This window comes from Azohydromonas lata, from assembly GCF_034427735.1.
Taxonomy (GTDB): Bacteria; Pseudomonadota; Gammaproteobacteria; order Burkholderiales; family Burkholderiaceae_C; genus Azohydromonas; species Azohydromonas lata.
In genome coordinates this window covers 77,086-100,972 of record NZ_JAXOJX010000012.1, presented here as the reverse complement: position 1 = coordinate 100,972, position 23,887 = coordinate 77,086, and the positions used below count along the sequence as shown (strand labels likewise).

23 protein-coding genes are annotated in these 23,887 nt (G+C 64.5%); 17 read left to right on the top strand and 6 right to left on the bottom strand.

Annotated elements, in window-relative coordinates; all coding sequences use genetic code 11:
• Positions 1-572: 572 nt before the first annotated feature.
• The 15 genes from SM757_RS10000 to SM757_RS09930 all read left to right on the top strand — a co-directional run bounded on the left by SM757_RS10000 (position 573) and on the right by SM757_RS09930 (position 16,608).
• On the top strand, positions 573-1,427 hold the full coding sequence (locus SM757_RS10000) for a hypothetical protein (RefSeq protein ID WP_322465338.1): 855 nt from the start codon (positions 573-575) through the stop codon (positions 1,425-1,427).
• Entirely contained in the window at positions 1,420-2,025 is a 606-nt protein-coding gene (locus SM757_RS09995) for a phosphoribosyltransferase family protein (RefSeq protein ID WP_322465337.1), read from the top strand. Before SM757_RS10000 ends, SM757_RS09995 begins: the two co-directional genes overlap by 8 nt.
• 132 nt (positions 2,026-2,157) lie before the next feature.
• Entirely contained in the window at positions 2,158-3,309 is a 1,152-nt protein-coding gene (locus SM757_RS09990; RefSeq protein WP_322465336.1) for a hypothetical protein, read from the top strand.
• A gap of 22 nt (positions 3,310-3,331) precedes the next feature.
• Entirely contained in the window at positions 3,332-4,453 is a 1,122-nt protein-coding gene (locus SM757_RS09985; protein WP_322465335.1) for a DegT/DnrJ/EryC1/StrS aminotransferase family protein, read from the top strand.
• Between the two features lie 125 nt (positions 4,454-4,578).
• Positions 4,579-5,613: a radical SAM protein gene (locus SM757_RS09980; RefSeq protein WP_322465334.1), complete on the top strand. Its 1,035-nt coding sequence runs from the start codon at positions 4,579-4,581 to the stop codon at positions 5,611-5,613.
• Between the two features lie 14 nt (positions 5,614-5,627).
• The gene (locus tag SM757_RS09975) at positions 5,628-6,653 is read left to right on the top strand and encodes a radical SAM protein (protein WP_322465333.1); all 1,026 of its coding nucleotides are present in this window, start codon (positions 5,628-5,630) and stop codon (positions 6,651-6,653) included.
• 65 nt (positions 6,654-6,718) lie between these two features.
• Complete coding sequence (locus SM757_RS09970; RefSeq protein ID WP_322465332.1) at positions 6,719-7,636, top strand: TRM11 family methyltransferase; 918 nt, start codon at positions 6,719-6,721, stop codon at positions 7,634-7,636.
• On the top strand, positions 7,633-8,616 hold the full coding sequence (locus tag SM757_RS09965) for a hypothetical protein (protein ID WP_322465331.1): 984 nt from the start codon (positions 7,633-7,635) through the stop codon (positions 8,614-8,616). Before SM757_RS09970 ends, SM757_RS09965 begins: the two co-directional genes overlap by 4 nt.
• Positions 8,617-8,673: 57 nt before the next feature.
• On the top strand, positions 8,674-9,354 hold the full coding sequence (locus SM757_RS09960; RefSeq protein ID WP_322465330.1) for a 2OG-Fe dioxygenase family protein: 681 nt from the start codon (positions 8,674-8,676) through the stop codon (positions 9,352-9,354).
• Between the two features lie 111 nt (positions 9,355-9,465).
• Complete coding sequence (locus SM757_RS09955; protein ID WP_322465329.1) at positions 9,466-11,133, top strand: cyclic peptide export ABC transporter; 1,668 nt, start codon at positions 9,466-9,468, stop codon at positions 11,131-11,133.
• Positions 11,130-12,758: a cyclic peptide export ABC transporter gene (locus SM757_RS09950; protein ID WP_322465328.1), complete on the top strand. Its 1,629-nt coding sequence runs from the start codon at positions 11,130-11,132 to the stop codon at positions 12,756-12,758. The genes SM757_RS09955 and SM757_RS09950 overlap by 4 nt, the downstream gene beginning before the upstream one ends.
• Positions 12,759-12,782: 24 nt before the next feature.
• Positions 12,783-13,694, top strand: a complete 912-nt coding sequence (locus SM757_RS09945) for a prohibitin family protein (protein WP_322465327.1) — start codon at positions 12,783-12,785, stop codon at positions 13,692-13,694.
• Positions 13,691-15,601 carry an ABC transporter substrate-binding protein gene (locus SM757_RS09940; protein ID WP_322465326.1) on the top strand — a complete coding sequence of 637 codons (1,911 nt, stop codon included), beginning with the start codon at positions 13,691-13,693 and terminating at the stop codon, positions 15,599-15,601. Before SM757_RS09945 ends, SM757_RS09940 begins: the two co-directional genes overlap by 4 nt.
• 21 nt (positions 15,602-15,622) lie before the next feature.
• Positions 15,623-15,841, top strand: a complete 219-nt coding sequence (locus SM757_RS09935; RefSeq protein ID WP_322465325.1) for a hypothetical protein — start codon at positions 15,623-15,625, stop codon at positions 15,839-15,841.
• A 185-nt stretch (positions 15,842-16,026) separates the two neighbouring features.
• Entirely contained in the window at positions 16,027-16,608 is a 582-nt protein-coding gene (locus tag SM757_RS09930) for a YcjF family protein (RefSeq protein ID WP_322465324.1), read from the top strand.
• A 191-nt stretch (positions 16,609-16,799) separates the two neighbouring features.
• On the opposite strand, the gene SM757_RS09925 is transcribed toward SM757_RS09930, so the two are convergent.
• Positions 16,800-17,051: a hypothetical protein gene (locus SM757_RS09925; RefSeq protein ID WP_322465323.1), complete on the bottom strand. Its 252-nt coding sequence runs from the start codon at positions 17,049-17,051 to the stop codon at positions 16,800-16,802.
• A 61-nt stretch (positions 17,052-17,112) separates the two neighbouring features.
• Between SM757_RS09925 and SM757_RS09920 the strand changes: the two genes are divergently transcribed.
• A complete protein-coding gene (locus SM757_RS09920; RefSeq protein ID WP_322465322.1) occupies positions 17,113-17,754 on the top strand; it encodes an MEDS domain-containing protein in 642 nt (213 codons plus the stop codon).
• A complete protein-coding gene (locus SM757_RS09915; RefSeq protein WP_322465321.1) occupies positions 17,723-19,438 on the top strand; it encodes a hybrid sensor histidine kinase/response regulator in 1,716 nt (571 codons plus the stop codon). The genes SM757_RS09920 and SM757_RS09915 overlap by 32 nt, the downstream gene beginning before the upstream one ends.
• 16 nt (positions 19,439-19,454) lie before the next feature.
• On the opposite strand, the gene SM757_RS09910 is transcribed toward SM757_RS09915, so the two are convergent.
• The 5 genes from SM757_RS09910 to SM757_RS09890 form a co-directional block, all read right to left on the bottom strand.
• Positions 19,455-19,619: a hypothetical protein gene (locus SM757_RS09910; protein WP_322465320.1), complete on the bottom strand. Its 165-nt coding sequence runs from the start codon at positions 19,617-19,619 to the stop codon at positions 19,455-19,457.
• Between the two features lie 239 nt (positions 19,620-19,858).
• Positions 19,859-20,197, bottom strand: a complete 339-nt coding sequence (locus tag SM757_RS09905; protein ID WP_322465319.1) for an ANTAR domain-containing protein — start codon at positions 20,195-20,197, stop codon at positions 19,859-19,861.
• Entirely contained in the window at positions 20,194-20,691 is a 498-nt protein-coding gene (locus tag SM757_RS09900) for a GAF domain-containing protein (protein WP_322465361.1), read from the bottom strand. The genes SM757_RS09905 and SM757_RS09900 overlap by 4 nt, the downstream gene beginning before the upstream one ends.
• 23 nt (positions 20,692-20,714) lie before the next feature.
• Positions 20,715-22,070: a chemotaxis protein CheW gene (locus SM757_RS09895; protein WP_322465318.1), complete on the bottom strand. Its 1,356-nt coding sequence runs from the start codon at positions 22,068-22,070 to the stop codon at positions 20,715-20,717.
• Positions 22,067-23,782: a methyl-accepting chemotaxis protein gene (locus tag SM757_RS09890; protein ID WP_322465317.1), complete on the bottom strand. Its 1,716-nt coding sequence runs from the start codon at positions 23,780-23,782 to the stop codon at positions 22,067-22,069. The genes SM757_RS09895 and SM757_RS09890 overlap by 4 nt, the downstream gene beginning before the upstream one ends.
• Positions 23,783-23,887 lie beyond the last annotated feature (105 nt).

The following is a 23,887-nucleotide window of genomic DNA, read 5'->3' as shown; positions in this document are numbered from 1 at the left end:
CGTCCTGGCCCAGGTGCATGTTGGCTCGCACGGCGATGATGCAGCGCGGCCGCGGTCTGGCGCTGATTGAGCACGGCTGAAAGAGGCCCCACTTGATTTGCGCGGCCATCACCGCCGCCCGCTCGCGGGCCTGGCGGCTCCAGTCGAAAACACATGGGGTTGCGCTCCGCTCGGCGGCATCAACAGGCCGGCCTGGCCAAGCGGCGCGCCGTAAGCGGCCGCTCGGAACACAGACTTGTGCTTTATTTGAGTCAAGTTGCTTCTAATGTAATATGATGATTCTTGTTGAAACAAACAATTTGACACAACAGGTGTGACATCCAGGTTCGCTGTCTGGACTGGGAAAGTGCACGCCAGCTGAGTAAGCCTCGACGCAAGTGTGGGTGAGCGACGGCGGGCCGCCATGCCGCTGCGGTCCTTGCTTCAAGCACTCGATGGAGTGCTCGGCTCGCCGATCCATTCACGCCATGACGCATTAGGGGCCATAAGTGCCCATGCGGCGCAATGTCCAAACAAGCATCCTGTGGTGCTTGCATTCGACGCCGTGTCCGCAAGAAATTGGACCACATGACATGCTATTGCCAGTCAACAAAAGGCTTTGGTCGTGCGCCGGGGAGCGTCTTGCCGACGTCAAGTTGATCGCGGGCCAAGCCGGCGCCAGCAAGATACTGGACCAAGCCGATGCTGGAAAAGCCGTCAAGGTATTCCTCCTGCCGTACCGCATGGAACAGGCACTGACGCTGGAAATATTGAACTTCTTTGCGATCAATGAGCTGTTCCGGAATGCCGGCATGCGGCCCTTGAGCATCGTGACACCGCATCGGCAGAATTTGAACGTCCCTGCCCTGCATATGCTGCAAAAGCACTTCGAGTGCCGCGTGCTCGCTGAAATACTCCCGACGGACGCCGTGTTGCGCGCGGCGGATGCGATCAAGTGGACCCTGCTGTCAAAGGCGGGCGCATCTCAGCCGCCATCCTGGCATCTGATGCTGGTCGCTTTCGTCATGGATTACCTGGCAGGGCAAACGGCGTTGCTTGTCCTGTACCGGTCCCATGTGGAAATCATCCAGACGCTGACGCGGTCATTGCCCAAGGCCGCTGTGAACGACATCGGCTTCATCGTCCTTGAAAATCCCGAGGACCGCCATCTCGAACTGGGTTGCCCTGACGACGAGGAAATATTTTCCAATGCCGTCCGCAAGCTCCGAACCGGTACGAGCAGCGAAGCCAGCCACCGGATTTCAACGTGCGAAAGCTATCGCATGCTGTTCCATTATGACGAACACGGACCGGGAACCTTTTCCAGTGACAAACTCGATCACTGCTACAGCGGCCACGCCGCTTGCAGCGACTGTAAGCAGGACGTCGCCAGCCACCTCGTTGCAAAATACAAGCGCGAAACCGGCGCCGGAATTCACCATGGCTGACGATTCCCGGCTTCTTCGAAGTGCAGAAAATTCCCTGCTTCGCGACGCATTCGACGGTTGTCCGCTGGTGCCTATTGGCGACAAGAAATTCATTCTCAACGCGTTGACCGAGCAGGTCCCGGCCACCCGCCCAGAAGTGCTGTCCAGCGCCGCGCAGGCGGTCATCGACATTGGCGAATTCGACGTGTCAACGAAGATCGTCGGCGAGGAAGAAAAAGGGGCCATATTGGTTGCCGCGGTATCGCTGAAGTCAGGCCTGCCCTTTGGCATGGCCCGCTGGTATCCGAACGGTCTGGAAGGCCAGGTGACCGTCGCTTTCGACTGCGAATATCACTCGGGCAATTTGTTCCTCAACGGTGTCGATCCGGGGGACAAGGTCATTATCGTCGATGACATGCTGAGCACGGGCGGTACGTTGGTGGGGCTTATCAAGGCGGTCGAAGCCGCCGGCGCAACCATCATGGACGTTGTGTGCTTGGCCGAAAAAATCGAGTACGGCGGCGCCGAATACGTTGAAAGCAAAACCGGCCACAAGGTCAAGAGCGTCGTCAAACTGGCGCTGGCGGGCGAGCGCTCGGCAGTCGTCTCCATGTTCTGAAACCACATCCTCCGCCGGACACCCCTGGTCCCCGCATTCCTTTCATAAGCCAAGAAATAGGCATACGACATGCAGCGCCCCAAACTGTTGCTATCCGCTGAGCCATTTGGCTACGGACCTGCTGGAAAACTGTTGAGCATCATCGACCAGTTGCGGGACGGGAATTTCGAGCTGACCTTCCTCGGCAGCGGCACCGCCAGGACGGCCGTGGACATGAACCCGGGCCTGTTCGCCGACGTCGTGGCGCTGGACGTGAAGCAGATTCAACGGCACCACAGGCTGTTCCAGGCATGCGACGCGATCCTGAGCGTCATGGAGCCGTCGCTGATTTTCGCGGGATATGCCCAGCGCAAAACGACGTTCTACGTCGACAGCCTGCCCTTCCTGTGGCGTCCGGCCCTGGGGCTGCAGGCGCTGGAGCGGCTCAAGCGCGAGCTGCTCGACAAGCCGTCCAAGGCCTACGAATTGGCAGCCAGCCTGCCCATGCACGATGCGCAGGCGCTGGCCCATTACCTGGCCGATGCCTGCTTCATCCAGCGCTACAGCCATCTCGACAACACCATCGCGATCCCGAACCTGCACGAAATCGGCGCCATCGTGCCGCAGTACGGTGAGCACGTCGCAAACGAAGGCTGCGATTTGCTGGTTTCCCTGTCCGGGCAGCTCTCGGCCTTTGCGGATGCGGCCTCGTCACTCGATTACGCCCATATCGTGATCGGCGTCTGCGAGCGCATTCAAGAACGGTCCGGCGGTGACCTGAGGATCGATATCGTGGTCAACCCCGCGGTTCGCGAACTGATTGCGCCGCACATCCAACAGCGCTTCAACGTCTGCTCGCTCGATCACCAGCAAATGAACGAGAAGATCCGGCAATGCAGTCTTCTGCTGGCACCTCCAGGCCTGACTACCGCACTCGAAAGCGTCTACCACGGCACGCCTTATGTCCTGTTGCCGGACCAGCATTACGCGCACCACTTGAACCGCAAAATCCTCGATCCGTCCAGCCGCTACGCCTTGGTCGATTTTGGAATCGAAGGCCTGCCGCAGGAGCCGCAGGCTGCGACCGTCTGCCTCCAAGGCCGTGCAAGGTCGCTGCTGACCTCGCCCGACTATGCGTTTGTCGCCGCCTCGGCAGTGGACCGCGTGTGCAGCCTGCTGCTCGACGGCAAGTCGCGTGAGGCCGCCATCCGCGACCAGCGCGCGAACATCGACAGGTGCGTGGGCGGATTCGATGGCGCCAGGCAGGTGACGGATAACGTCAAGCAAGCCTTTGCATTCGCCTGATCGACATCGTGGGAATATCGCAATGACGCTTCAACAAGAAGCCGCCCGCATGCCCGCGGCGCCGGAAAACAACGAAGAGCGCTATCTGAATGCCGTCGTGAAGAGCCGCCTGCTGTCCGGCTTTCCCAGTGGCCCGTTCGTCCAGAAGCTGGAGGAGTGCTTTTGCCGGTACACGGGTGCCGAATACGCGGTGGCCGTCAACTCGGGCAGCGCAGCGATCCAGTCCGCATTGGTGGCGGCCGGCGTCCAGCCGGGCGACCTGGTGGCCGTCACCACGCACACCTTTGTCGGCACTGTCAACGCCATCGTGCTGGCGGGCGCGAAGCCGCATTTTCTCGATATCGACAAGCGGACCCTTCAGCCCAGCGTGTCGAGCCTGGAGCGGGCATTGGAACGCGGCGCCAAATACTATGTGCCGGTGCATTTGTACGGCATGCCCGCGACGATGCATCCCGGGTTTCCGCGTGAACGGGTCATTGAGGATGCCGCGCAGGGCCTTGGCTGTTTCGACGGCGCTCGTCACGTGGGTACGCTGGGCGCCGCGGGGGCCTTCAGCTTGAGTCCATCCAAGGTGGTCAGCGCCGGCGAGGGAGGCATGGTCATCACCAATGACGCCGAGATCGCCAGGAAGGTTCGCCTCATCCGCAACCACGGCCTGTTGGCATGGAACGACCATCACGTGCAGGGCTTCAACTTCCGGCTGTCCGAATTCAACGCGGCCTACGGCGTCGCACAGTTCGAGCAGCTCGAATATTTTCTGGAGCAAAGGCGCGCGATTGCGGACGCCTACAGGGCATTTTTCGCGGAAACGGATTTTTCCCGGCCCATACCCGAGGCCACTGCTCGCTGCAGTTGGGTGAAATTCCCGGTCATGATCCCGCCCGGCTTTCGTTTGCCGCCCGACGAATTGGCGCGGCAACTCAGGGACCGCGGCGTCCCCTTCGAGATGAGCTATTGCGGTGTGCACAGCTTTGCGCTGTTCCAGCAGACGGTCGACGAGATGGACCGCAGCTGCCCCGTTGCCGACCAGTGCCTGCCACGCGTCATCAACTTTCACACCGGACCCCGTCTGCAAGCGGAACAGGCCGCGTCGCTCGTGAACGAACTCAGCGGCCTGCTGGCGCCAGCTTCCGACCGAAGCTGAAACCCGCCCGCCCTGCCTGTACACCATGCAGGCAGCCCGGCTTGCGGGCCCCTGCGGGTTCCACGCCAGGGCTAGCGAATTTTTGATGACCGGATTGACAACAGCCCAAGATCATGAGCCTCCACATGGCAGAGATGGAAGAAGTCGGTATCACCTGGGAGTTGACGTACCACTGCGGCTTGCACTGCGTGATGTGTCCGTTCACCGAGCTTTCCGACACCTACAGAGTCAAGCAGCACTATCTGGACCGCGAGCAGTCGATCAAGGTCGCCGAAGATATCCTGCGTTTTCCAGCCCGGACGCGCGTCACGCTCACTGGTGGCGAAGCGATGTTTGGGCAGCATTTCGCGACGGTTTACGAAATGCTTTCGAGCGCGCGGCGGGTCCATCTGCTCACCAACGCCATCCGCATCACTGAAGACCAGTTCGCGTTGCTGGAAAAATATCCGCCGCAATCGATCACCATTTCGCTCGACGGCCCGGAAGAAATACATGACCGGGTACGGGGTCACGAGTCGGCATTCAGGAAATCTGTCGCAAACATCGCGAGGCTCAGGGCACAGGCCGCCCCGGACACGCGTTTCAAAATCAATTGCACCATCAACAGCCTGAACATTCCGCACTTGAGCAGGCTTTACGATTGGTGCGTGCAGGCGGGGCTGGACCTGCAACTGCAGCACCTGTGGTTCCTCGACCAGCAGACACAGCTCGAAAGCTTTGCAGACGTCGAACGGGATTTCACGGTGCTGAACAAGCACCAGTTCTCCACCTCACAGGTCGATGCTTCGCTGCTGGACACGCTTCGGCAGCAATTGACGGCACTGTCGGGCAAGGTGCAGTTGCTGCCCCATGTACCCGACGCCAGGATTGTTGAGTACTACACGAACCGGACTTATTTTGCCAACCACAGCTGCAGCCAGGTAGACCACTCGGTGCGCATCGACCCCTACGGCAACGTCACGCCCTGCCTGGGCATCCCGTTCGGGAACCTGAAGGAGCGTTCGCTGACGGATATCTATTTCTCGCCGATGCGCAAGGCCTTCCTGGACAAGGTCCACGACAATCTTTATGCCGTGTGCTCGCGCTGCTGCAAGAACAGCGGCAGCGCCCTTGCGTCCATGCCGTCCTGCGGCGACATGCTGCACGCACCCAACGCGTAAGGCGGGAGTTTGCGGTGACAGACCATCCCTCCATCGTCTATATCCGGCTGCTGCAGAAATGCAATGCTCGCTGCGTGATGTGCACCTCGTACCAGCAGAGCCGCGACGAGGCACACCTGGATTATGTGAAAAGCCTGATCGACGAGTTTGAAGGGCTCGGCGTCAACGAAGTGCGATTCACCGGCGGCGAGACGCTGATGTACAGACAGTTGCGACCCTTGCTGGCCTTCATCGCCGACAAGCGGATGGCCTTTTCGTTCATCACGAACGGCGCTTATCTGAAAAAATTCAGCCAGGAGCTGGTGGACGCCCATGTGGGCAAGATCATCTGCTCCATCGACTCGCCTCGCCCCGAGATACACAACCGTGTGCGGCAGACCCAACGGCTGCTGGAAACCGCTTCCGCCGGCATCAAGACGATCAACCAAAAATCGGCACAGGGCCCGCACGCGGTGCAGTTCATGGTCAATACGGTGGTGTCGTCAGAAAATTACGACCACCTGCGCGATTTTCTGCCCTTCTTGCACGAGCATGGGATCAAATACTGGAACCTGATCCCCATACATGGAGAGCTGCCGATCAGGATGGGCCCGCCGCAGATCGACGCGGCGATCCGGGAGATCGAACACATTCTGGGACGGATTGAACGCGAAAACCTCGGGCTCAGCTTGAACATTTCCGACCCGATGGATTTCTTCGCTACCGCAGTCCGGGGCGCCAAGCCGGCAGAGCTCACCGGCGGGCTCCAGCGCTGCCATGTCGTGTCGCACGTCGCCTTCATCGATGCAGTCAATGGAAAGCTCACGGGCTGCAACGACCTGATGTATTCGGGATTCGATGAAATGATCGTTGGCGACATTCTCGGCAAGCCGTTCCGGCAGGTGTGGGACGCCCCGGCGTTCCGGCAAACCCGCGACGGTTTCTCATGCCAAGCCTTGCACCGTTGCGACCGCTGCGAGCCAACGAACATCAAGTTGAACAAGCACCTGGAAAACGTCGGCGCCGACAGCAATGCCGGCACGCTGCCGGCCTGGTTCTGACGCCGGCCACCCGATCCGGCGAAGCCAGGGCCTCGGGCCGGGCGTCGCCGCCACCGTGACATGCCATGACCGATCACACGACAGCCGAATTGCTGCAGCGTTACAGCGACATCACGTTCTACCCCGCCGCGGACGACGACTGCGGCTGGATCAGTGCGGTGCTGGCTCGGTTTTGCCCGCCGGGAGGGCGCGTGCTGGATCCGTTTTGCGGCTCCGCAGTGATGTCCCTGGTGGCGGCGCTCGACGGCTACGAGGTATTCGCATCGGACGCCAACCCGCTGACGGAAGTGTTCGTGCAGATGTTCAAGGGCCGCGCGGACTATTTCAAGAACATCGAGATCACGGCCGATGCGCTGGGCCGGGACGACGCGCAGTCCATCATCGGGTCGATCTGCCGGTCGGACATGTTCGGGTGCGACGCCGCCTCTATCCATGCCCTGCTCTATTGCGCGAGCAGGCTGCTCGCCGACGGAGCGTGCATTCCGGCAGCGGCGGCGCATTACCAGGCCATGTACCGGAGCGTCCGCGCCCGGACGGCGAGTTTCGTGGCCGGGCTGGAGCCGCATGCGCACGCGCTGGAACGCCGTCTCGCTTACCGTACCGGCGACATTGCCCGCATCGACAGCGGCATGGGCGCGCACTTGTGCTTTTTCGATCCGCCCTACTTCAACGGCTGCTCGTTCGCACGGTCAAGCGCGCCCTTGATCGCGCTCCTGGGCCACCGCGCAGATCCGGCCGACGACCGGGCGCTGCTCGCCGACGAAGCCGCCTACCAGCGCGCGCTGACCGGCTGGTTGAAAACATGCTGCGACGCGCTGGACGACGCGGGGGTGCTCGTGTTTGCCGTTTCGCCCGGCCAGCGGGAACAGCGGCGCCAGCTGCTCGATGCGGCGCACCGCCTCGGCCTGCCCCTGGACGAGGCGGTCTACGGCAACCAGCCCTACCTGTATTCGGTCAAGGCCGCCGCCGGGAAGGCGCCATGAACAGCCTCGGACTGCGACTGATCGAGCAGTGGTATCAACTCGACCGCGATGCGCTGCGCGCGCGCTTCGGCTTCGACGATGGCGCGCCCGGGCTCTGGCAAACCCGGCTGGCCGACTCGCCCGTGTTTCGCACCGGGCTGTTTTGCGGCACGCACAACCTGCAGGGCATCGCGCCCGGCGCGGTGCTCTGCAGCGGCGTGTGCATTGCCGACTGCATCCCCAGCCTGACACTGGAATGCTTGGCAAAAATCCACAGCCTGATGGCGACCGCCAAGCTCGCCCGCGCCACGGCCATCCTGTTTGTCGGTGTCCATGGCGAAAAGCTGAAGTTTCCGTCGCTGGCCACCGATTGGGACGACGTCCACCAGCAGGTATTGAAAGTGGCCGGGAAAATCGCGAGGCACCTGCAACTGGACGACTACCACGTGTGCAACACGGCATCGTTCAGGCACGAGCCGGCCGTCGCACACGCATGCTCGGTCATTTCGGACCATGTGCCGCGGGACAGCTTGGTCAATCTGTACGAGATTGCACGCAACCCCGGGGCGCAGCCGCTGGGCACCGCCGGCCAAATTGCCGCGACGGTCGAATGCGTGGCCTTCAACTGCGCATCGGTACTGTCCTCGATATACGGTCGGAATTTCAGCCAGCTCGTCTATTTTGAAGACCTGCAGCAAGCCCAGGTCGTCCAGTGCGCGCGGCGGGTCGATGCCGAGCTTCTGGGCCAGGGCAGCGCGGCGACGGCAGGCATTTACTTCTGCCCTTTTCCCAACCTGCGCGGGGACGGCCGGATGTACCGATCGAGCCAGGACGACAAGATTTATGCGGGCGATTCGCTGACGAAGCTGACATACCAGTTTTCATCCATGCCGGCCGAGCTGCTGGATTTCTGGCGGGAGTGCTTTTCCGACTGGAACGATGGCAAGCGGTTCAACGGCCCCAGGGATCTTGCTTTTTTCATCAACACACTGGCGCAGTGAAGTTCGCGGCCCTGCGCGGTCCTGACCGGCGCAAAACAATTCATAGACGATGGAGGGATGAAGTTGAGATACAGCATCGAAAGCCTGTTCGACGACCATGACCTGCTGAGCTTGCGCCCGTTGTTCGAAGAGCTGACCGTGGACCCGTACCTGAAGGCCGGCTTCAGGCGCAAGAGCATCATGCGCGTGCGCATCGAGAATGGCAGCGTCCGCAAGCAGGCACACGAGCCGCTGCAAATACTGTCGAGCAAGAATTTCACCGCGCCAGGCGGAAAAATTATCCGTGACTACCCAGAAATCCCGGAGCATCACTTGAACCCGGCCTTGTGCAAAGCGATCCTGACATACGCCGACCGGTGCAAAATCGATCCGCGATGCGAAATTCTGGTCCAGGCCCACCGCATTACGAGTATTGGGCAGCAGGAGAGCCTGCCAGTGACGGAAGGCCCACACCAGGATGGTATGGATTATCTCGGCATCTTGTGTGTATCACGCCACAACATTGGCGGCGGGGTATCGCAAATACTCGCGGACACGACGAGCGTGCTGTTCGAAAAGACGCTGTCGCCGGGAGAGTTTTTGCTCGTAAACGATGAGGCCTATTTCCATCACGCCACACCCACATATTGCATCGATCTGCAGCGGCAGGGCTATCGCGACATCCTGATATTTTCGACACCCACCGCCCGTCCTTCGGAACTGGTGGAGGTGGAGGCGGCCGCAGCCGGCCTGCAATGACGGCGGGAGGCGCGGGCGCCGTGCTGCTGCGTGATCGCTTCCCTGGCCGAGGCCGCAGCGGGCTCGCCGGGGCGGCCCCGAGCATCGCGGTTCGGATCTGAGAGGCCGCTGGTGCAGCAGCTGTGGCGTTTCCTGACGCAGGAAGCCGGTGTGCCGAAGGCGCGCATCGTGACGATGTCGCTACTGGCGGGCGGCGGCAATGCCTTGATGCTTGCGCTGCTCAACCTGGCGGCGGCATCCGGCGAGCACGCGGGCCAGGGGCGGCTCTTCGCCGCCTACCTGGCCACCTTCGCGCTGCACTTCTACACCCAGCGCCGCGCGATGCTGCAGGCGATGGGGGCCGTCGAGCGCACGGTGGAGCGGCTGCGCCTGCGCATCACGGACAAGGTGCGCCGCGCCCCGCTGGGGTTCATCGAGCAGGCGGGCGGGCTGCCCGGCTTCGCGGCACTGACCCAGGACACCCAGGTCATCGCGCAGTCAGGCTCCCAGGTGGTCACGACGCTGCAGTCGGTGGTCGTCCTGGCCTTCACGACGGTGTACCTGGCCTGGCTCTCACCGCTGGCGTGCCTGGCGGTCGTGCTGAGCATGGGCAGCTTCGTGCTCATGCGCATCGTGCGCCAGTCGGCCGTCGGCGAGACCATGGAGCGGGCGCACGCCAAGGAGATCGAATTCCAGCGGGCGCTCGACGACGTGGTGTACGGCGCCAAGGAGCTGCGGCTGAGCCGGCGCGAGCGCCAGCGCATGCGTGCGCATCTGGCGCAGAGCATCGAGGAGTCGCGCGCCCTCAAGCTCGATGCCCACCGCTCCGTCATCTTCGACCAGCTTTTCGGCGGCGTGGCGCTGCTGCTGCTGCTGACGGCGGTGGTGTTCGTGCTGCCGGCCGTGCTGCCCCAGGGCAGCCAGACCACCCAGCAGTTGGTGGCGACCATCCTGTACATCCTGGGGCCGGTCAGCACGCTGGTGCAGGGCTTGGCCGCGCTGGGCGCCATTGAGGCCGACATCGGGCATTTCTACGCGCTGGAGGCGCGGCTGGACGCAACCATCGAGCCGCACCATCGCCGCGCGGTGCCGCCGCTGCGGCAGTTCCGCGAGATCCGGCTGGAGCGGGTGAGCCTGCGCTACCTCGACGCCGACGGCACGGCGCCGTTCACCAGCGGCCCGCACGAGCTGACGCTGGTTGCGGGGGAGACGGTCTATGTCGTGGGCGCCAACGGTGCGGGCAAGTCCACGCTGCTCAAGCTGGTGACGGGATTGCGTGCGGCGCAGCGCGGGCGGCTGCTGCTTGACGGCGTGCCGGTCGAGCCCCGCACGCTGGAGGCCTACCGCAGCCTGTTCTCGGCCGTCTTTGCCGACTTCCACCTGTTTCCCCGCCTCTACGGGCTGCCCGAGGGCGTGGATGACGCCATGGTCAACGCCTGGATCGAGCGCCTGGGCCTGGCGGCCAAGACCCGCTGCGAGGGCGGGCGCCTGACGCATACCGATCTCTCGACGGGTCAGCGCAAGCGGCTGGCTTTCCTCGTCGCGGTGCTGGAGCAGCGCCCGATCTGCGTGTTCGACGAGCTCGCCGCCGACCAGGACCCGGCGTTCCGGCGCCGCTTCTACGAGGAGCTGCTGCCCGCCCTCAAGGCGCAGGGACGCACGCTGCTGGTCGTTTCGCACGACGATGCCTATTTCCACTGCGCCGACCGCCTGCTCAGGCTCGATGCCGGGCGTATCGTGGCCGACACCCGGCAAGCGGCGGGGATGCTGCCTGCGGCGGGCACGGAGGCTCCGGCGTGAAGAGCCAGCTGCTGGAGTTCTACCGTCGCGAGTCGGACCGGCCGCTGAAGCCGGTGCTGATGGCCATGGCGCTGTCCGGCGTGGGTACGGGCATGGTCGTGGCGCTGGCCAACCTGGGGGCGGAGTCGGCGCAGTTCACGCCCATGCGCAGCGCGCTGCTGGTGCTCTACGTGGCGGCGATGGCGCTGTACCTGGGTGGCCTGCGCCGGGCTCTGCGCGGGGGCTATGCCGCTTCGGAGCAGGCACTGCAGCGGGTCAAGGCGCGGCTGTCGTGCCGCCTGCTGCAGGCCGATCTGGGCTACGTCGAGCGCCACGCCGACAGCGGCCGCTTCACGCCGCTGAGGCAGGACACGCGGCTGATCGCGGAGGCGATGACCCATGTCCTGTTCGGTCTGAAGTCGCTCGCGCTTTTCGCCGTGAGCAGCTTGTTCATGGCCTGGAAGAGCCCGGCCACCTTCGGCCTGGTGACGCTCGTCTTCGCGGCCACGCTCCCCAAGCTCATCCGCAACTACCACCGCGCCACCGGGCAGACCCGCGCCTCGACCGAGCGCGAAGGCGAGTTCTTCGGCCTGTTCGGCCATCTGGTGCACGGCTTCAAGGAAGTCAAGCTCAACCGCGCGCGCAGCGAAGCGATCCAGGCCGACCTGGTCGCCAAGGCGCGCCAGGCTTATGCCCCACGCCACCAGGTCAACCACCGCAGCGTCGATGACCTGCAGTTCTCCAGCGGCATTTTCTACGTGCTGCTGCTGGTGCTGGTGTTCGTGCTGCCGGAGTTCTGGCCCACGCACCGCGACACCATCGAGCAGGCGCTCTCGACGGTGCTGTTCCAGATGGGCCCGCTGACGATGTTCGCCACCACGCTGCCGATGCTCGCGCGCGCAGAGGCGGCCGTCGCGGAGCTCTACGCGCTCGAAGCCGAGATCGAGGCGGCCTGCCACGGCCGCGCCGCGCAGGAGGCGCTGCCCGCATCCGCCGAGCCGCGGGTCTTCGAGCGCATCGGCTTGCATGGCGCGAGCTTCCACTACACCGACGCGGCCGGCGAGGTGACCTTCGTCTCGGGGCCGCACGAGCTGGAAATCCGCCGCGGCGAGCTGGTCTTCATCGTCGGCGGCAACGGCGCGGGCAAGTCCACGCTGCTCAAGCTCCTGACCGGGCTGTACGCGCCGCTGCAGGGTGAAGTCCGGCTCGACGGCCAACGCGTCGAGGCCTGCACGCGCGACGCCTACCGCGAGCTGTTCTCCATCGTCTTCACCGACTTTCACCTCTTCGAGCGGCTGCACGGCCTAGAAGAAGTCGATGCGGCCGAGGTGCAGCGCTGGCTGCAGGTCATGGGCCTGGAGCGCAAGACCCGCTACGCCGACGGGCGCTTCACGCACACCGCGCTGTCGACGGAGCAGCGCAAGCGCCTGGCCTTCATCGTCGCGGTGCTGCGCAACAAGCCCATCTGCATCCTCGACGAGGTCGCGTCCGACCAGGACCCTGAATTCCGGCGCCGCTTCTACCGCGAGCTGCTGCCCGAGCTGCGCGCGCGCGGCACCACCGTCATCGTCGTCTCGCATGACGACGCCTTCTTCGATTGCGCCGACCGGCTCATCCGCCTGCAGGATGGCCGCATCGTCGCCTGACCCCAGAGCAGGAACACGCGCCCCATGACCCGCCCTTCGGAATGGTTCGACGACGACATGCCCGGCACGCCCGCCGCGGTGCACAGGCCGCTGACGCGCCGCCAGCGCTTCGCGGCCTGGCTGCACGAGCATGCCCCCGTCTTCGTTGTCGCCAACTTGCTGTTCATCCTGCTGGTGGTGTTCCTGTGGAACCGCATCGTCGTGGTGATCCCGCCGGGGCAAAACGGCGTGCTGTTCCGGCTCTTCTCCGGCACCGAGGTCGACCACGTCTACGGCGAAGGCTTCTACCTGATCAGCCCGCTCAACGAGATGCACCTGTACGAGGTGCGCAAGCAGCTCATCCAGCACGAGTTCGACGTGCTCACCGCCAAGGGCATGAGCGTGAGGCTGTCGCTGGCCATCCGCTACCAGCCCGAGGCGGAAATGCTGGGCCTGCTGCACCAGCGCATAGGGCCGGACTACACCACGCGCGTGGTCATCCCGCAGGTCGAGTCGGTGATGCGCAAGCACCTGGGCCAGTACGTCGCGCAGGACGTCTACACCAACAAGGACGGGCTGCTCACCCGCGCCATCCTCGCCACGCTCGACGAGGTCGGACGCAACTTCGTGCACATCGACGACATCATCATCCGCAGCATCCAGATGCCGGACAAGATCAGGAGCGCCATCGAGGACAAGCTCGCGCAGGAGGAGTTGTCCAAGTCGTACGAGTTCCGCCTGCAGACCGCGCGCCAGGAGGCCGAGCGCCTGGCCATCGAGGCCGAGGGGCTCAAGCAGCACAACAGCATCCTCGCAAAAAGCCTGAGCGAACCGGTGCTGCAGCGCGAGCACATCGAGGCCATGCGCGAGCTGGCCAAGTCGAACAACGCCAAGACCGTGATCATGGGCAGCGGCGCCGTTGCCGACGGCAAGCTCATGTTCAACGTCGCGCCATGAAGCGCCTGATGGCGATGCTGCCGGCCGTGGCGGTGGCGCTGTTCGCCTGCACCCAGTGGTCGGGCGAGGACTATGCGCGCATGGCCGCGGCCCGCGACAGGCATGCCCGCGACGGCGGCGCCGACATCGTCGTCGCCGCCGTAGCCGATCCGCAGCAGCCCGACTACGTCAAGGGCATCGAGCTGGCGGTCGAGCAGCTCAACGCGCGCCCCGGGCGGCTGCTCGGCCGGCGCGTGAGCTTGCGCGTCGAGCAGGGCAGCGCCGATGCGCAGGCCGAGAGCCGGCTGGCGCACCGTCTGGCTATGGACGAGCGCGTCGTGGCGGTGCTCGGCCACCGCAGTGCCGACGCCGCGGTGCCGGCTTCGTTGGTCTACGAGGCGGCCCGGGTCGTGTTCATGCCGCCTTTCGCGACGAAGAAGAGCCTCACCGGCCACGATTTCCGGTACGTCTTTCGCATGGCGCCGAGCAGCCAGGTCATGGCCGACCAGCTCGCCAGCCTGACGGCGATGCTGGGTTACACGCAGGTGGCCGTGCTCAGTGCCCGCGACGACTACAGCCGCGAGACGGCTCTGCTGTTCGAGGACGCGGCCGCGGCGCGCGGCGTGCGCATCACCCATCGCAGCTCCTTCGTCGCCAGCGACGAGGACTACCGCAGCCTGGTGACGCAGCTGCAGGCCAAGCCCTTTGACGCGGTGTTCCTGTCGGCCGGCACCGAGCCGGGCGCGCGCATGGCACGGCAGCTGCGCGAGCTGGGCGTGCACACGCCTCTCATCGGCATCGATGCGCTGGATTCAGCCGACTTCCGCCGGGCCGCCGGCGATGCCGGCAACCAGACCATCGTGCCCGTGCTGTACCGCAGCAGCCGTCTTGGCGGACCCAATGCCGCCTTCGTGCAGCGCTTTCGCGCCGTCCATGGCCGCGAGCCCGACCACAACGCCGCGCAGGGCTATGACGCGATGCTGCTGCTGGCGCGTGCGATCGAGTCGGCGCGCACGACCCGCACCTCGGCCGTGATGTCGGCGCTGCACTTCATGCCGTACTGGCTGGGCGTGACGGGGCTGCACGCCTTCGATGCCCGCGGCGAGCCGCGCGCCAGGCACTACGAGTTCCAGCAACTCGTCAACGGACGGTGGCAGCCGCTGCCCGGCCTGCACCTGCGCTACCAGCTCGAACGCGCCGAGGCCGAGGCGCGGCTGGGCGCCGAGCCGCTGCCGGCCGGCTTCAGCCAGTCGTTCCAGGCGCAACTTTCGTTGCAGGAGCTGGCCGCGCTGCAGTTCGATCTGGCGCACCGCCTGCTGCCGGTGCAGCGTCTGGGCGTGCTGGTGGGCGTGCGCGGTGCACAGGCGCCAGCGCCGGCCCTCGCGCAGATCAAGCGCCTGGGCCAGAGCCGGGGCCTGAGCGTCGAAACCTGCGTGGTGCACGGCGGCTCGCTCGACGGCGACCTGGAGCGCTGCCTGAAGACGCTGGCGCAACAAGCGCGGGTCCAGGCGCTGATGCTGGCGCACTTCGACGAGCTGCGCGGCGAGGATGCTGCGGCCCTGGCGGCCAGGCTGCGGGCCGTACCGCTGCCGGTCTTCGCGCTGAGCGCCACGGGCAACCGGGTCATGCCTGCCGGGCTGGCGGTGTATGTGAACGAGGCAGGCCAGCAGGGCGACTTCGGCGTGGCGACGCAGGCCGCCGAGCGCATGCTGCTGCGCCAGGCGGCCGACACGCTCGTGCACGGCCTGGCCAACTTGCCCGTCGTCAAAGCCGATCCGCAGCGCCTGAGCGCGTTGGGCCTGCAGAGCAGCCCAGTGCTGCTGGCGCTGTTCCACGATGAGATTTCCCCGCCGACGGCAGGTCCGGTGCTGCCCGGGCCAGGCAGCGCATCGCCTGCACCGGCGACCACCGTGCCGTCGCCACCCTGACCCCTGCTTGAGGTACACGCCATGTTCGCTCCGCATCCGCTCGACTTTCCCGTGCTGTACGCCCTGGCCTGCATGCTGGTGGCTGCGTTCGGTCGCCATCACAAATGGGGCTTCTGGGGGTACTTATGGGCGTCGCTGCTGATGTCGCCGTTGCTGGGCCTGCTGTTCGTGCTGGCCGGCGAAGCGCCGGCGCGCCGCGGCAAGCCGCAGCGCGTGGCGCCACCTTCCTCAGCGCCGTAACGGCGGGCCGCCTCGCCACGGGCACGTCTTTCCTCCTGCCACGAAAGGACAGCCTATCGCCTGGATTCAGCGTCAACCCTTCGCGCCGGCCTGCCAGCGGTTGTCGTCGGTGACGTACCACCGGCGCCCGTACAGGACCCACGCCCTCCCCCGTCAAGCCTTCCCAAACCATGGAGAACGCTCTCATGAGCACAATCGATCACCCCAACACCGAGGCCACGTCTGCCGAGGCCCGCGTCACCTCGGACCCCGTACTGGTTTCGGACGTAGTGCGCTCGGACCGGCTGCTGCTGGCCGACAACACCGTCAAGAACCATGTCATTGCCGCCACCGGCGTCAGCCTGGTGCCGGTGCCGCTGCTGGATTTGGCGGCCATCATGGGCATCCAAGTCGATCTGATGCACGAGCTGTGCAAGCTTTACGACGTGCCCTTCAAGGAAAAGCTGGTGCGCTCGCTGCTGACGTCGCTGGCCGGCGCCGCCGGCACCGTGGTCGCCATGGCGACACTGACCAGCCTGGCCAAGACCGTGCCGATGCTGGGCTCGGTGGCCGGCGCGGCCGGGCTGTCGGCCACGGCCGCAGCGGTGACCTACGCCACCGGCCGGGTCTTCATTCAGCATTTCGAAGGGGGCGGCTCCTTGAGCGACTTTGATCCGGTGCAGTTCAAGGAACTGTTCAAGGCCAAAATCAAGGAAGGCGCCCAGGTCGTCAAGTCGTTCAAGCCCAAGTCGACCACCAACACCGACCAAACCGCCCAAACCGTCTGATGCGGCTTGCACCCTGAGCGCCGTTCGCTGACGGGCTCAGCCCGCCGGTGCCGCCGCCATGCATGCCAGACGCGGCGCCGGCGCCGTGCCGGCGCACCTCATGAAGGGTTGTTGAACTTCCCGTGCAAATCGGTGCGATAGCAGCCGAATTTGCCTTGCAGGACAGTCACGTGAGCAAGGAGGTTCCCGGACTAGGTCCGCCGGGTATTGAGCAGTTGCTGGCCCGAGAGGCCGCTGAGCACCACCACGTCGGGCTGCGGTGCGATCTCACGGGCGTAGCGGTAGATCTCCTGGCGATAGAAGTACGCGATGCTCGCCACCGCTGCCCGCAACGTAGGCAGCAGGATGGGCTGCGCCAGAATGCAGCTGCCGAACCCCCGGCGCCCCTGGTGACCCACTCGGCCCGGCAGCAGCCTCTTTGCAGCAGCGACCTGTACAGGCACTGCCCCTGTCCCAGGCTGCGCATTCTCCTTGAGGCACACTGCTGCTTTTGGAAGGACTGCCGTGAGCGATCAACTCTCCATCGCCGGAACGGCATTGGAGTATTTCCATGTCTGCGCGTTCTTCAACAGCCGTGACGAGGAGTACGACGTGCTCACGCCCTTCTTCGCGGAAGGGGTGCAGCAAGGCGAGAAAAACGTCCATATCGTCGACCCTTGCCTGATGGACGAACACCGTGCGCGGCTGTCGGCTGCCGGAATCGACGCTTCCCGGTGCGAGGCCTGCGGGCTGCTTGAAATCCTCCCCTGGCGCAAGGCCTACCTGGACGAGCAAGGCGTTTTCGACAAGGACCGCATGCTGGCCGCACTGGATGCGATGACCGCCTCGGTCCCCGATGGAGCTTACAGACGGTTGCGGATCATGGGCAACATGGCCTGGGCGCTTCATGGGGGCGCTGCCACGCCCGAGAAGCTCATCGAGTACGAAGTCGAGGTCAACGACGTGCTATCGCGCAACCGCCAGCCGGCCGTGTGCGTGTACGACGTGTCCAAGCTCAGCGGCGCCATGATGATGGACCTGCTTCGCACCCATCCGCTGACGATCATCGGCGGCGTTATGCAGGAGAATCCGTTCTACACCCCTCCCGCCCAGATGCTGCGGGAACTTCGTGCCCGTGAGCAGCCCGCCCCATCCGCTGCCGCCTGAAGGCGGGCAGCAGCGTGGCCGCTCGAACGCTCGTGAGCACGGCGGCGAACCTGCACCGACCCAGGAGGCGCTGCGCGACCTGATGGGCCTGCTGGCCCTGCCGGCGCTGTGGGCAGGCAGGGGCGGTGAAACCATCCTGGAGCTCATGACCCAGGCGGTCGAGCGCATCGTGCCGCTCACGGTGTCCTGCGTGCAGGTTTCCATCCTGCCTTCGCAACCGCCCACGAGAGTGCTGCGAGTGAACGGGCGCACCTTGGACAATGCACAGGTTTCTGCGTGGGCGCCTTTCGTGCAGGCTTGCAATGGCATGGCGCACCACATGGACAAGTCGATGCTGCAGGACACCCCGCTGGGGCCGCTGCGCGTGATCCGGCTGTACCTGGGCTCGGGGTCGCGAGGCGGCAGCATCTGGTTTGCCTCGCGTGACGAGAGTTTTCCGTCGCTGGCCCACAGTGCCTTCCTGCGCGCCGCGGTATCGCTGGCCACGACCGGGTTGCACACCGCGCGGCTGAACCATGAACGCGAGCAGGCCAGCCGCGCCAAGGACGAGTTCCTGGCCATGCTTGGACACGAGCTCAGAAACCCGTTGGCGCCCATCGTCACGGCCTTGCAGCTGATGCGCCGGCGCAGCGATCAGCCGCCCTCGCGGGAACAGGAAATCATCGAGCGCCAGGTCAACCACCTGACGCGCCTGGTTGACGATTTGATGGATGTCACCCGCATCACGCGAGGGCGCGTGGAGCTGCAGCCGCAAGCGGTGGAGATGCAAACCGTGCTGGCCGAGGCTTTCGAGGGCGTAAGCCCCTTGGTAGAACAGCGCCGGCACCAGCTGATACTGCAGGCCGCGCAGACGCCAGCCATGGTCATGGGCGACCCTGCACGGTTGCGACAGGTGTTCGTCAACCTGCTCACCAACGCCGCCAAGTACACCGATGCCGGCGGCCATATCGAGGTCCGGCTGACCTGCAGCACGCACGCCGTGGAGGTTGCCATACAGGACGACGGCATCGGGATCGAGCCGAAGCTGCTGCCGCTCGTGTTCAACCTGTTCGAGCAGGGCACCACCACCATCGAGCGCTCGGGGGGTGGTCTGGGTATCGGGCTGGCCATCGTCAAGAACCTCGTGGACTTGCACCAGGGCTCGGTGACGGCACACAGCGATGGAACCGGTCGTGGATCGACCTTCACCGTGAGGCTGCCGCTGCACAGGAACGTCGCGTTGCCGCTGCCGGCAGACAGCCCGGTCATGGAGGCACCGCAAGGCGGTCGCAGGCTGCGCCTGTTGCTCGTCGACGACAACGCCGATGCCATGCAAATGATGCACGATGCACTGGTCGCGCACGGCTTCGAAGTGGTTACGGCACCGGACCCTGTTGAAGCACTGAAGTTGTCTGCCGGCTTCGATCCCGACGTGGCCGTACTCGACATCGGCTTGCCGGTCATGGACGGCTACGAGCTCGCGCACGAGCTGCGGCAAGTCAGCGGCATCAGTGACAAGCCCAGGCTCATTGCCTTGACGGGGTACGGTCAGCCGAAGGATCGTGCGCGCGCAGCCGCTGCCGGGTTTGAGTCCCACTTCGTGAAACCTGTCCATACGGCCATGCTGATTGCCGCCATCGAGGCGCCGTGTCCTCCCGGGCAGCGTCCAGTACCCACAGGCGACCATCGACGCGAACTACCGTGATCAGTTCAGGCGGGTATTACCGGCGCGCTGCGCGCGGATTCGAAAGCTTGCCCGCTTCGTCGACGATGCCGACAATCCAGTTGGGCGGAAGACGCTGGGCCGTGAACAGGGCGTCGAACTTCTCCGTGGTCAGTCCCACGCCCAACGAGTAGGCGACGCGGCCATCGAGGAGCACCGGCACGTCGAGGCCGGCATCTCATGTCTGCACCATGCCGACCGCTTCAGACCAACCTTCACGAAGCTCAGCTTGCCTCCATCCCCGGCCGTTTGGCAAGCGCGTGCGACAACCCCGGCTTGGCGCGTGGCGCCCATCCAGATGTGCCCAATCGTCCGGAGGAGGTTGGAATTGCATTGGCAATGTGCATTGCTGGGTGAATGACCAGGATCAGCCCCGGCACAGTTGCCTACGACGTCAATTTGTCATGCCATCAAGTAACTCAGCAGGCTTTTCACCTTCAATGGCTTGTGGAGCGTGTCCGATACACCGGCACAGCTCACCGGCAAGCCGGGTGCTTGCATCCCAATGACACGCCCAGCGTTGCAGCGCTTGGCGAAAGCCTCGATGTCCGCTACCGGGGCACCGTCGAGTGCGACGATGACAAAGTCGTAGCGTTGCAACTGGGCCAGCCTGTCGGCAGCGTGGAGCGTGGCGGCCTCGTGGACTTCGGCGATGCCGAGTTGGCGCGCCGCAGCGGCCACGGTTCGCCGGAGCACGAAATGCGGCTCGAACAACAACACGGTGGGCATCAGCGCCGTCATTGGCCGGCTCCGGGCAAAAGCAGTTCCTCCGCAACGAGGTCTCGCAGCGATGCCAGGATCGCCAGGTCCGTTGCATCCAGTTGCCGCGGCTTCGTGTCGATCAGACACAGGGTGCCGACCCGATGGCCGTCTGCGGCAGCCAGTGGCGCTCCAGCGTAGAAGCGGATGAACGGTGCGCCCGTCACCAGCGGGTTGTCCGCGAATCGCTCATCGGCACTGGCGTTCTCGATCACGAAAATCGAATCGCCGACCACGGCATGGCCGCAGAAAGAGATGTCGCGCCCGGTCTCGCAGACATCCAGGCCTACACGGGCCTTGAACCATTGCCGGTTTTCGTCGATCAGGCTCACGAGCGCGATGGGGCAGTCAAATTCGTTGGCCGCAAACCTCACCACCCGGTCAAAGCGTTCTTCCGGTGGCGTATCCAGGATCAGCAGCGCGCGCAGCGCGGCGAGCCGTTCATGTTCTTCAGCGGGAATCGGTGCAGGAGTCATCGACAACACAGTCAAGGATGAAGTCAGGCCAGCATGTAGGCGACCTGGTCGAGATCAATCACCATGTGCGTTGTGCGCTGGCCCGCCCGCGTCACGGTGATTGTTTGGAACTCACCAAAAGCGGCGGCCCGCATGGCACCCAGCTGTACGGCGGCTCCCTGCGCCCAGGCGGTCACCCGGTGCACTGCGATGGCGGCCAGTCCACCGTCTGGCATGGCTACCACGATCGCCACCTGTGGGGCATTGACAGCCTCTCGGCAGCTATACGCGGGAAGCAAGACCAAGGGCAGACTTTGCCCGCGAAAGGACAGCCTGGCGTCGCCACGCATCAATTGCACAATGGTGGCTGGCTGGAGCGCGACAACGTGAACGACACGGTCAACAGGCGTGGCGTAGGTCGTGTCCGCTTCGAACAGCAAGTAGGACACCGCGCCTGATGCATGCGGGCACGAGGCCACAGACGCCATCCGGGAATGATCAGCGCGACTGCCTCGGCTGATCTCGGCTTCCGGCAGGGCACGCAGCAGCCGTTCAACGTCCACCCGCAGCACTTCGCTGCCGTCGGGTGCCATGGCTGGTTCAAACTGATCGGCGTGAGGTGGCACTGCCAGCTGGAGCAGCTGCCGGGCCTCGTTGACCAGGACGGCTGCGCTGAGCTGGCCGCTGCACACTACCGCCCAAAGTTTGGCGCCCATCGTGCGGTCCTGCTCGTCCCGCAACGCAGCAAGGTCAAGCACAGGCATTTTGCGCGCGCGCCAGGAGCCAATGCCGCGCGCGTGCGAGCCTGGCGGCAGCACAAGCTCCAGCGCCGTCGCTGGCGCGACTTCCAGCAGATGCTGCGCCGGGATGGCCCAGCGCAAGCCACCCGCGTTCAAGATGGCATGGGGCTGACGCTGTACCGGGCTCACATCGCTGTCCTGGGTCACCATCCCCCAGGACAGCCCGTTGTCTTCGCACCAGACCTGCGTCAGGTCCATCAGACGCTTGACCTCCAGCAGTGCTGCGGTGCCTGCGTCCGCCCAGCGCACGCAAGACTGGAACAGCTCGCTTGGGTCATCATCGTGATGAAGCCGGGACACCGAAGCCGCGGCGGCAACACCGTGCAGGGAGCTGACCCGCACGGCGACGGCCTTGCCGGCGCTGTGCAACAGCAGTGCCTGGTGTCCGGGCGTCGTGGCGTGCCCCATATTCAGCCACAGGGCCAAGTCCAGCAGCGGCACCATGCCCCATGGGGTGGCGCAGGTGCTGGCCAGCGCACCGCTGCGCCGGGGCAACGGTCGGGACGCTTCCACCGAGACAGCTTGGGCCACGGCGTCGCTTGCCACGGCCAACTCCTGGTCGCCGATGCGCAACCGCGCATAGCGGCCATGTCCGCTCATGCCCGCACCGCCTCATGCTGCAGGGCCTGCAGCAGTCCGGCCACGTCAGTCGTGGACGAGGCTTGTTGGCTCATCGCGGCATGGATGTCGGCAATGGAACGCGTGGTGGTGTCCACCTGCTGCTGGATGCGACGGAATGCCGCGTCCACTTCCTCGGACAACCGCCCACCTTCAGCAACGCGCGCCCCGTTCTGGCTGAGCAGCTTGGTGATCTCGCGTGCAGAAGTTGCCGACTTTTCCGCAAGCTTGCGAACCTCATCGGCCACGACGGAAAAGCCCATGCCATGCGCCCCGGCGCGAGCGGCCTCGATGGCGGCGTTGAAGGCCAACAGATGGGTCTGGCTGGCGATCTCGCTGATCGTGTCGATGATTTCGTGCACGGCATCGGAGGACTGCCGCAGCTCGACGATGGCTTCTCGGGAGCGTTGCAGCAGTTGACTTCCCTCTGCGGCCTGATCCTGCATCTGGCCTGCCAGCTCGGCAGTGCGCTCGGTGGTTCGCGCCACGCTGCTGATCGACTCGCTCATGTCCTGCAGCAGCCGGGAAATGCCCGATACCTTGGCGGATATCTGACGCTCGCGCTCGACTTGCGCGCCGATGTCCATGGCGAACTTCACGACCTTGTAGGGCTTGCCGTCGTTGCCCAGGATCGGGTTGTAAGTTGCCTGAATCCACACCTCGGCGTTGTGCTTGCCGACACGGCGAAAGCGCCCGGACTTGAACTGCCCCTCGGCCAAGTCGGCCCAGAAATCACGGTAAGCCTGCGTGCGCACCTCATCGGGGTTGCAGAACATCGCGTGATGCTGCCCGCGGATTTCATCCAGCGTGTATCCCAGCGTGCGCAGGAAGTTGCTGTTGGCGCTGAGCACGTTGCCTTGCAGGTCGAACTCGATGACAGCTTGCGAGCGGTTGATCGCGTCGAACTTGCCCTGGGCCTCTGCCGCTCGCTGCATCTCGTCGGTGATGTCCGTGGCGAACTTGACGACCTTGACCGGCTTGCCGTTGACGTCAAAGACAGGGTTGTAGGACGCCTGAATCCACACGTCCTCTCCCGACTTGGAAACGCGCCGGTAGCGGCCAGCGTCCGGCTCGCCGCGTGAAAGGCGCTGCCAGAACAATTGGTACTCGTGCGAGCGGCTGTGGCCGGCATCGCAAAAGAGGCGGTGATGCTGGCCGACAATCTCCTGCAGCGTATAGCCCAGCGCGGACAGGAAGTTTCCGTTGGCGCAGAGCACCCGCCCTTCAAGGTCGAACTCGATCACGGCCATCACCTTGTCGATGGCGGCCATCTTGCCCTCGAAGTCGAGCTGCATGCGACGCACGTCAGTGACGTTTGTCGCCAACTTGACCACGCCGGCTGGGCGTCCAGATTCATCAAAAATCGGGTTGTACGAGGCCTGCAGCCAGACTGCTCGTCCTCGCTTGTCCAGCCTCATGTAAACGCCGGAGTCCGCTTGTCCGGCGCCCAGCCGTTTCCAGAGCGCGTTGTAGGCATCGCTTTGCGCGAATTCCGGGGTGCAAAAAATCTGGTGGTGCTGGCCTATGACTTCATCCGCGCTGTACCCCATGCAAGAAAGGAATAAATCGTTGGCACGTATCACGTGACCTTCAAGGTCAAACTCGACGACGGCCTGCACTTGATCAAGAGCGGCCAGCAATCCCGCTTGACGGGCAATGTCAGCGGCGGCGGCACGGGGCAGGTTCGCAAGCAAGGCAGGTCTCCAAGGCATGGGCAGTACCCCACCCTTATCGGACCAGACAAGCCTCTGTTTAGGCCTTCGTCAATCAATCCCGTCCTTGACCAATTTTTTGAGGGA

Excerpts from the sequence above, each read along its gene's own strand:
- SM757_RS09900 (WP_322465361.1), bottom strand. The coding sequence starts at position 20,691 with ATGACTCCTGCACCGATTCCCGCTGAAGAACATGAACGGCTCGCCGCG.
- SM757_RS09945 (WP_322465327.1), top strand. The coding sequence starts at position 12,783 with ATGACCCGCCCTTCGGAATGGTTCGACGACGACATGCCCGGCACGCCC.
- SM757_RS09970 (WP_322465332.1), top strand. The coding sequence starts at position 6,719 with ATGACCGATCACACGACAGCCGAATTGCTGCAGCGTTACAGCGACATC.
- SM757_RS09985 (WP_322465335.1), top strand. The coding sequence starts at position 3,332 with ATGACGCTTCAACAAGAAGCCGCCCGCATGCCCGCGGCGCCGGAAAAC.
- SM757_RS09905 (WP_322465319.1), bottom strand. The coding sequence starts at position 20,197 with ATGACGGCGCTGATGCCCACCGTGTTGTTGTTCGAGCCGCATTTCGTG.
- SM757_RS09965 (WP_322465331.1), top strand. The coding sequence starts at position 7,633 with ATGAACAGCCTCGGACTGCGACTGATCGAGCAGTGGTATCAACTCGAC.
- SM757_RS09995 (WP_322465337.1), top strand. The coding sequence starts at position 1,420 with ATGGCTGACGATTCCCGGCTTCTTCGAAGTGCAGAAAATTCCCTGCTT.
- SM757_RS09940 (WP_322465326.1), top strand. The coding sequence starts at position 13,691 with ATGAAGCGCCTGATGGCGATGCTGCCGGCCGTGGCGGTGGCGCTGTTC.
- SM757_RS09895 (WP_322465318.1), bottom strand. The coding sequence starts at position 22,070 with ATGAGCGGACATGGCCGCTATGCGCGGTTGCGCATCGGCGACCAGGAG.
- SM757_RS09960 (WP_322465330.1), top strand. The coding sequence starts at position 8,674 with ATGAAGTTGAGATACAGCATCGAAAGCCTGTTCGACGACCATGACCTG.
- SM757_RS10000 (WP_322465338.1), top strand. The coding sequence starts at position 573 with ATGCTATTGCCAGTCAACAAAAGGCTTTGGTCGTGCGCCGGGGAGCGT.
- SM757_RS09980 (WP_322465334.1), top strand. The coding sequence starts at position 4,579 with ATGGCAGAGATGGAAGAAGTCGGTATCACCTGGGAGTTGACGTACCAC.
- SM757_RS09935 (WP_322465325.1), top strand. The coding sequence starts at position 15,623 with ATGTTCGCTCCGCATCCGCTCGACTTTCCCGTGCTGTACGCCCTGGCC.
- SM757_RS09930 (WP_322465324.1), top strand. The coding sequence starts at position 16,027 with ATGAGCACAATCGATCACCCCAACACCGAGGCCACGTCTGCCGAGGCC.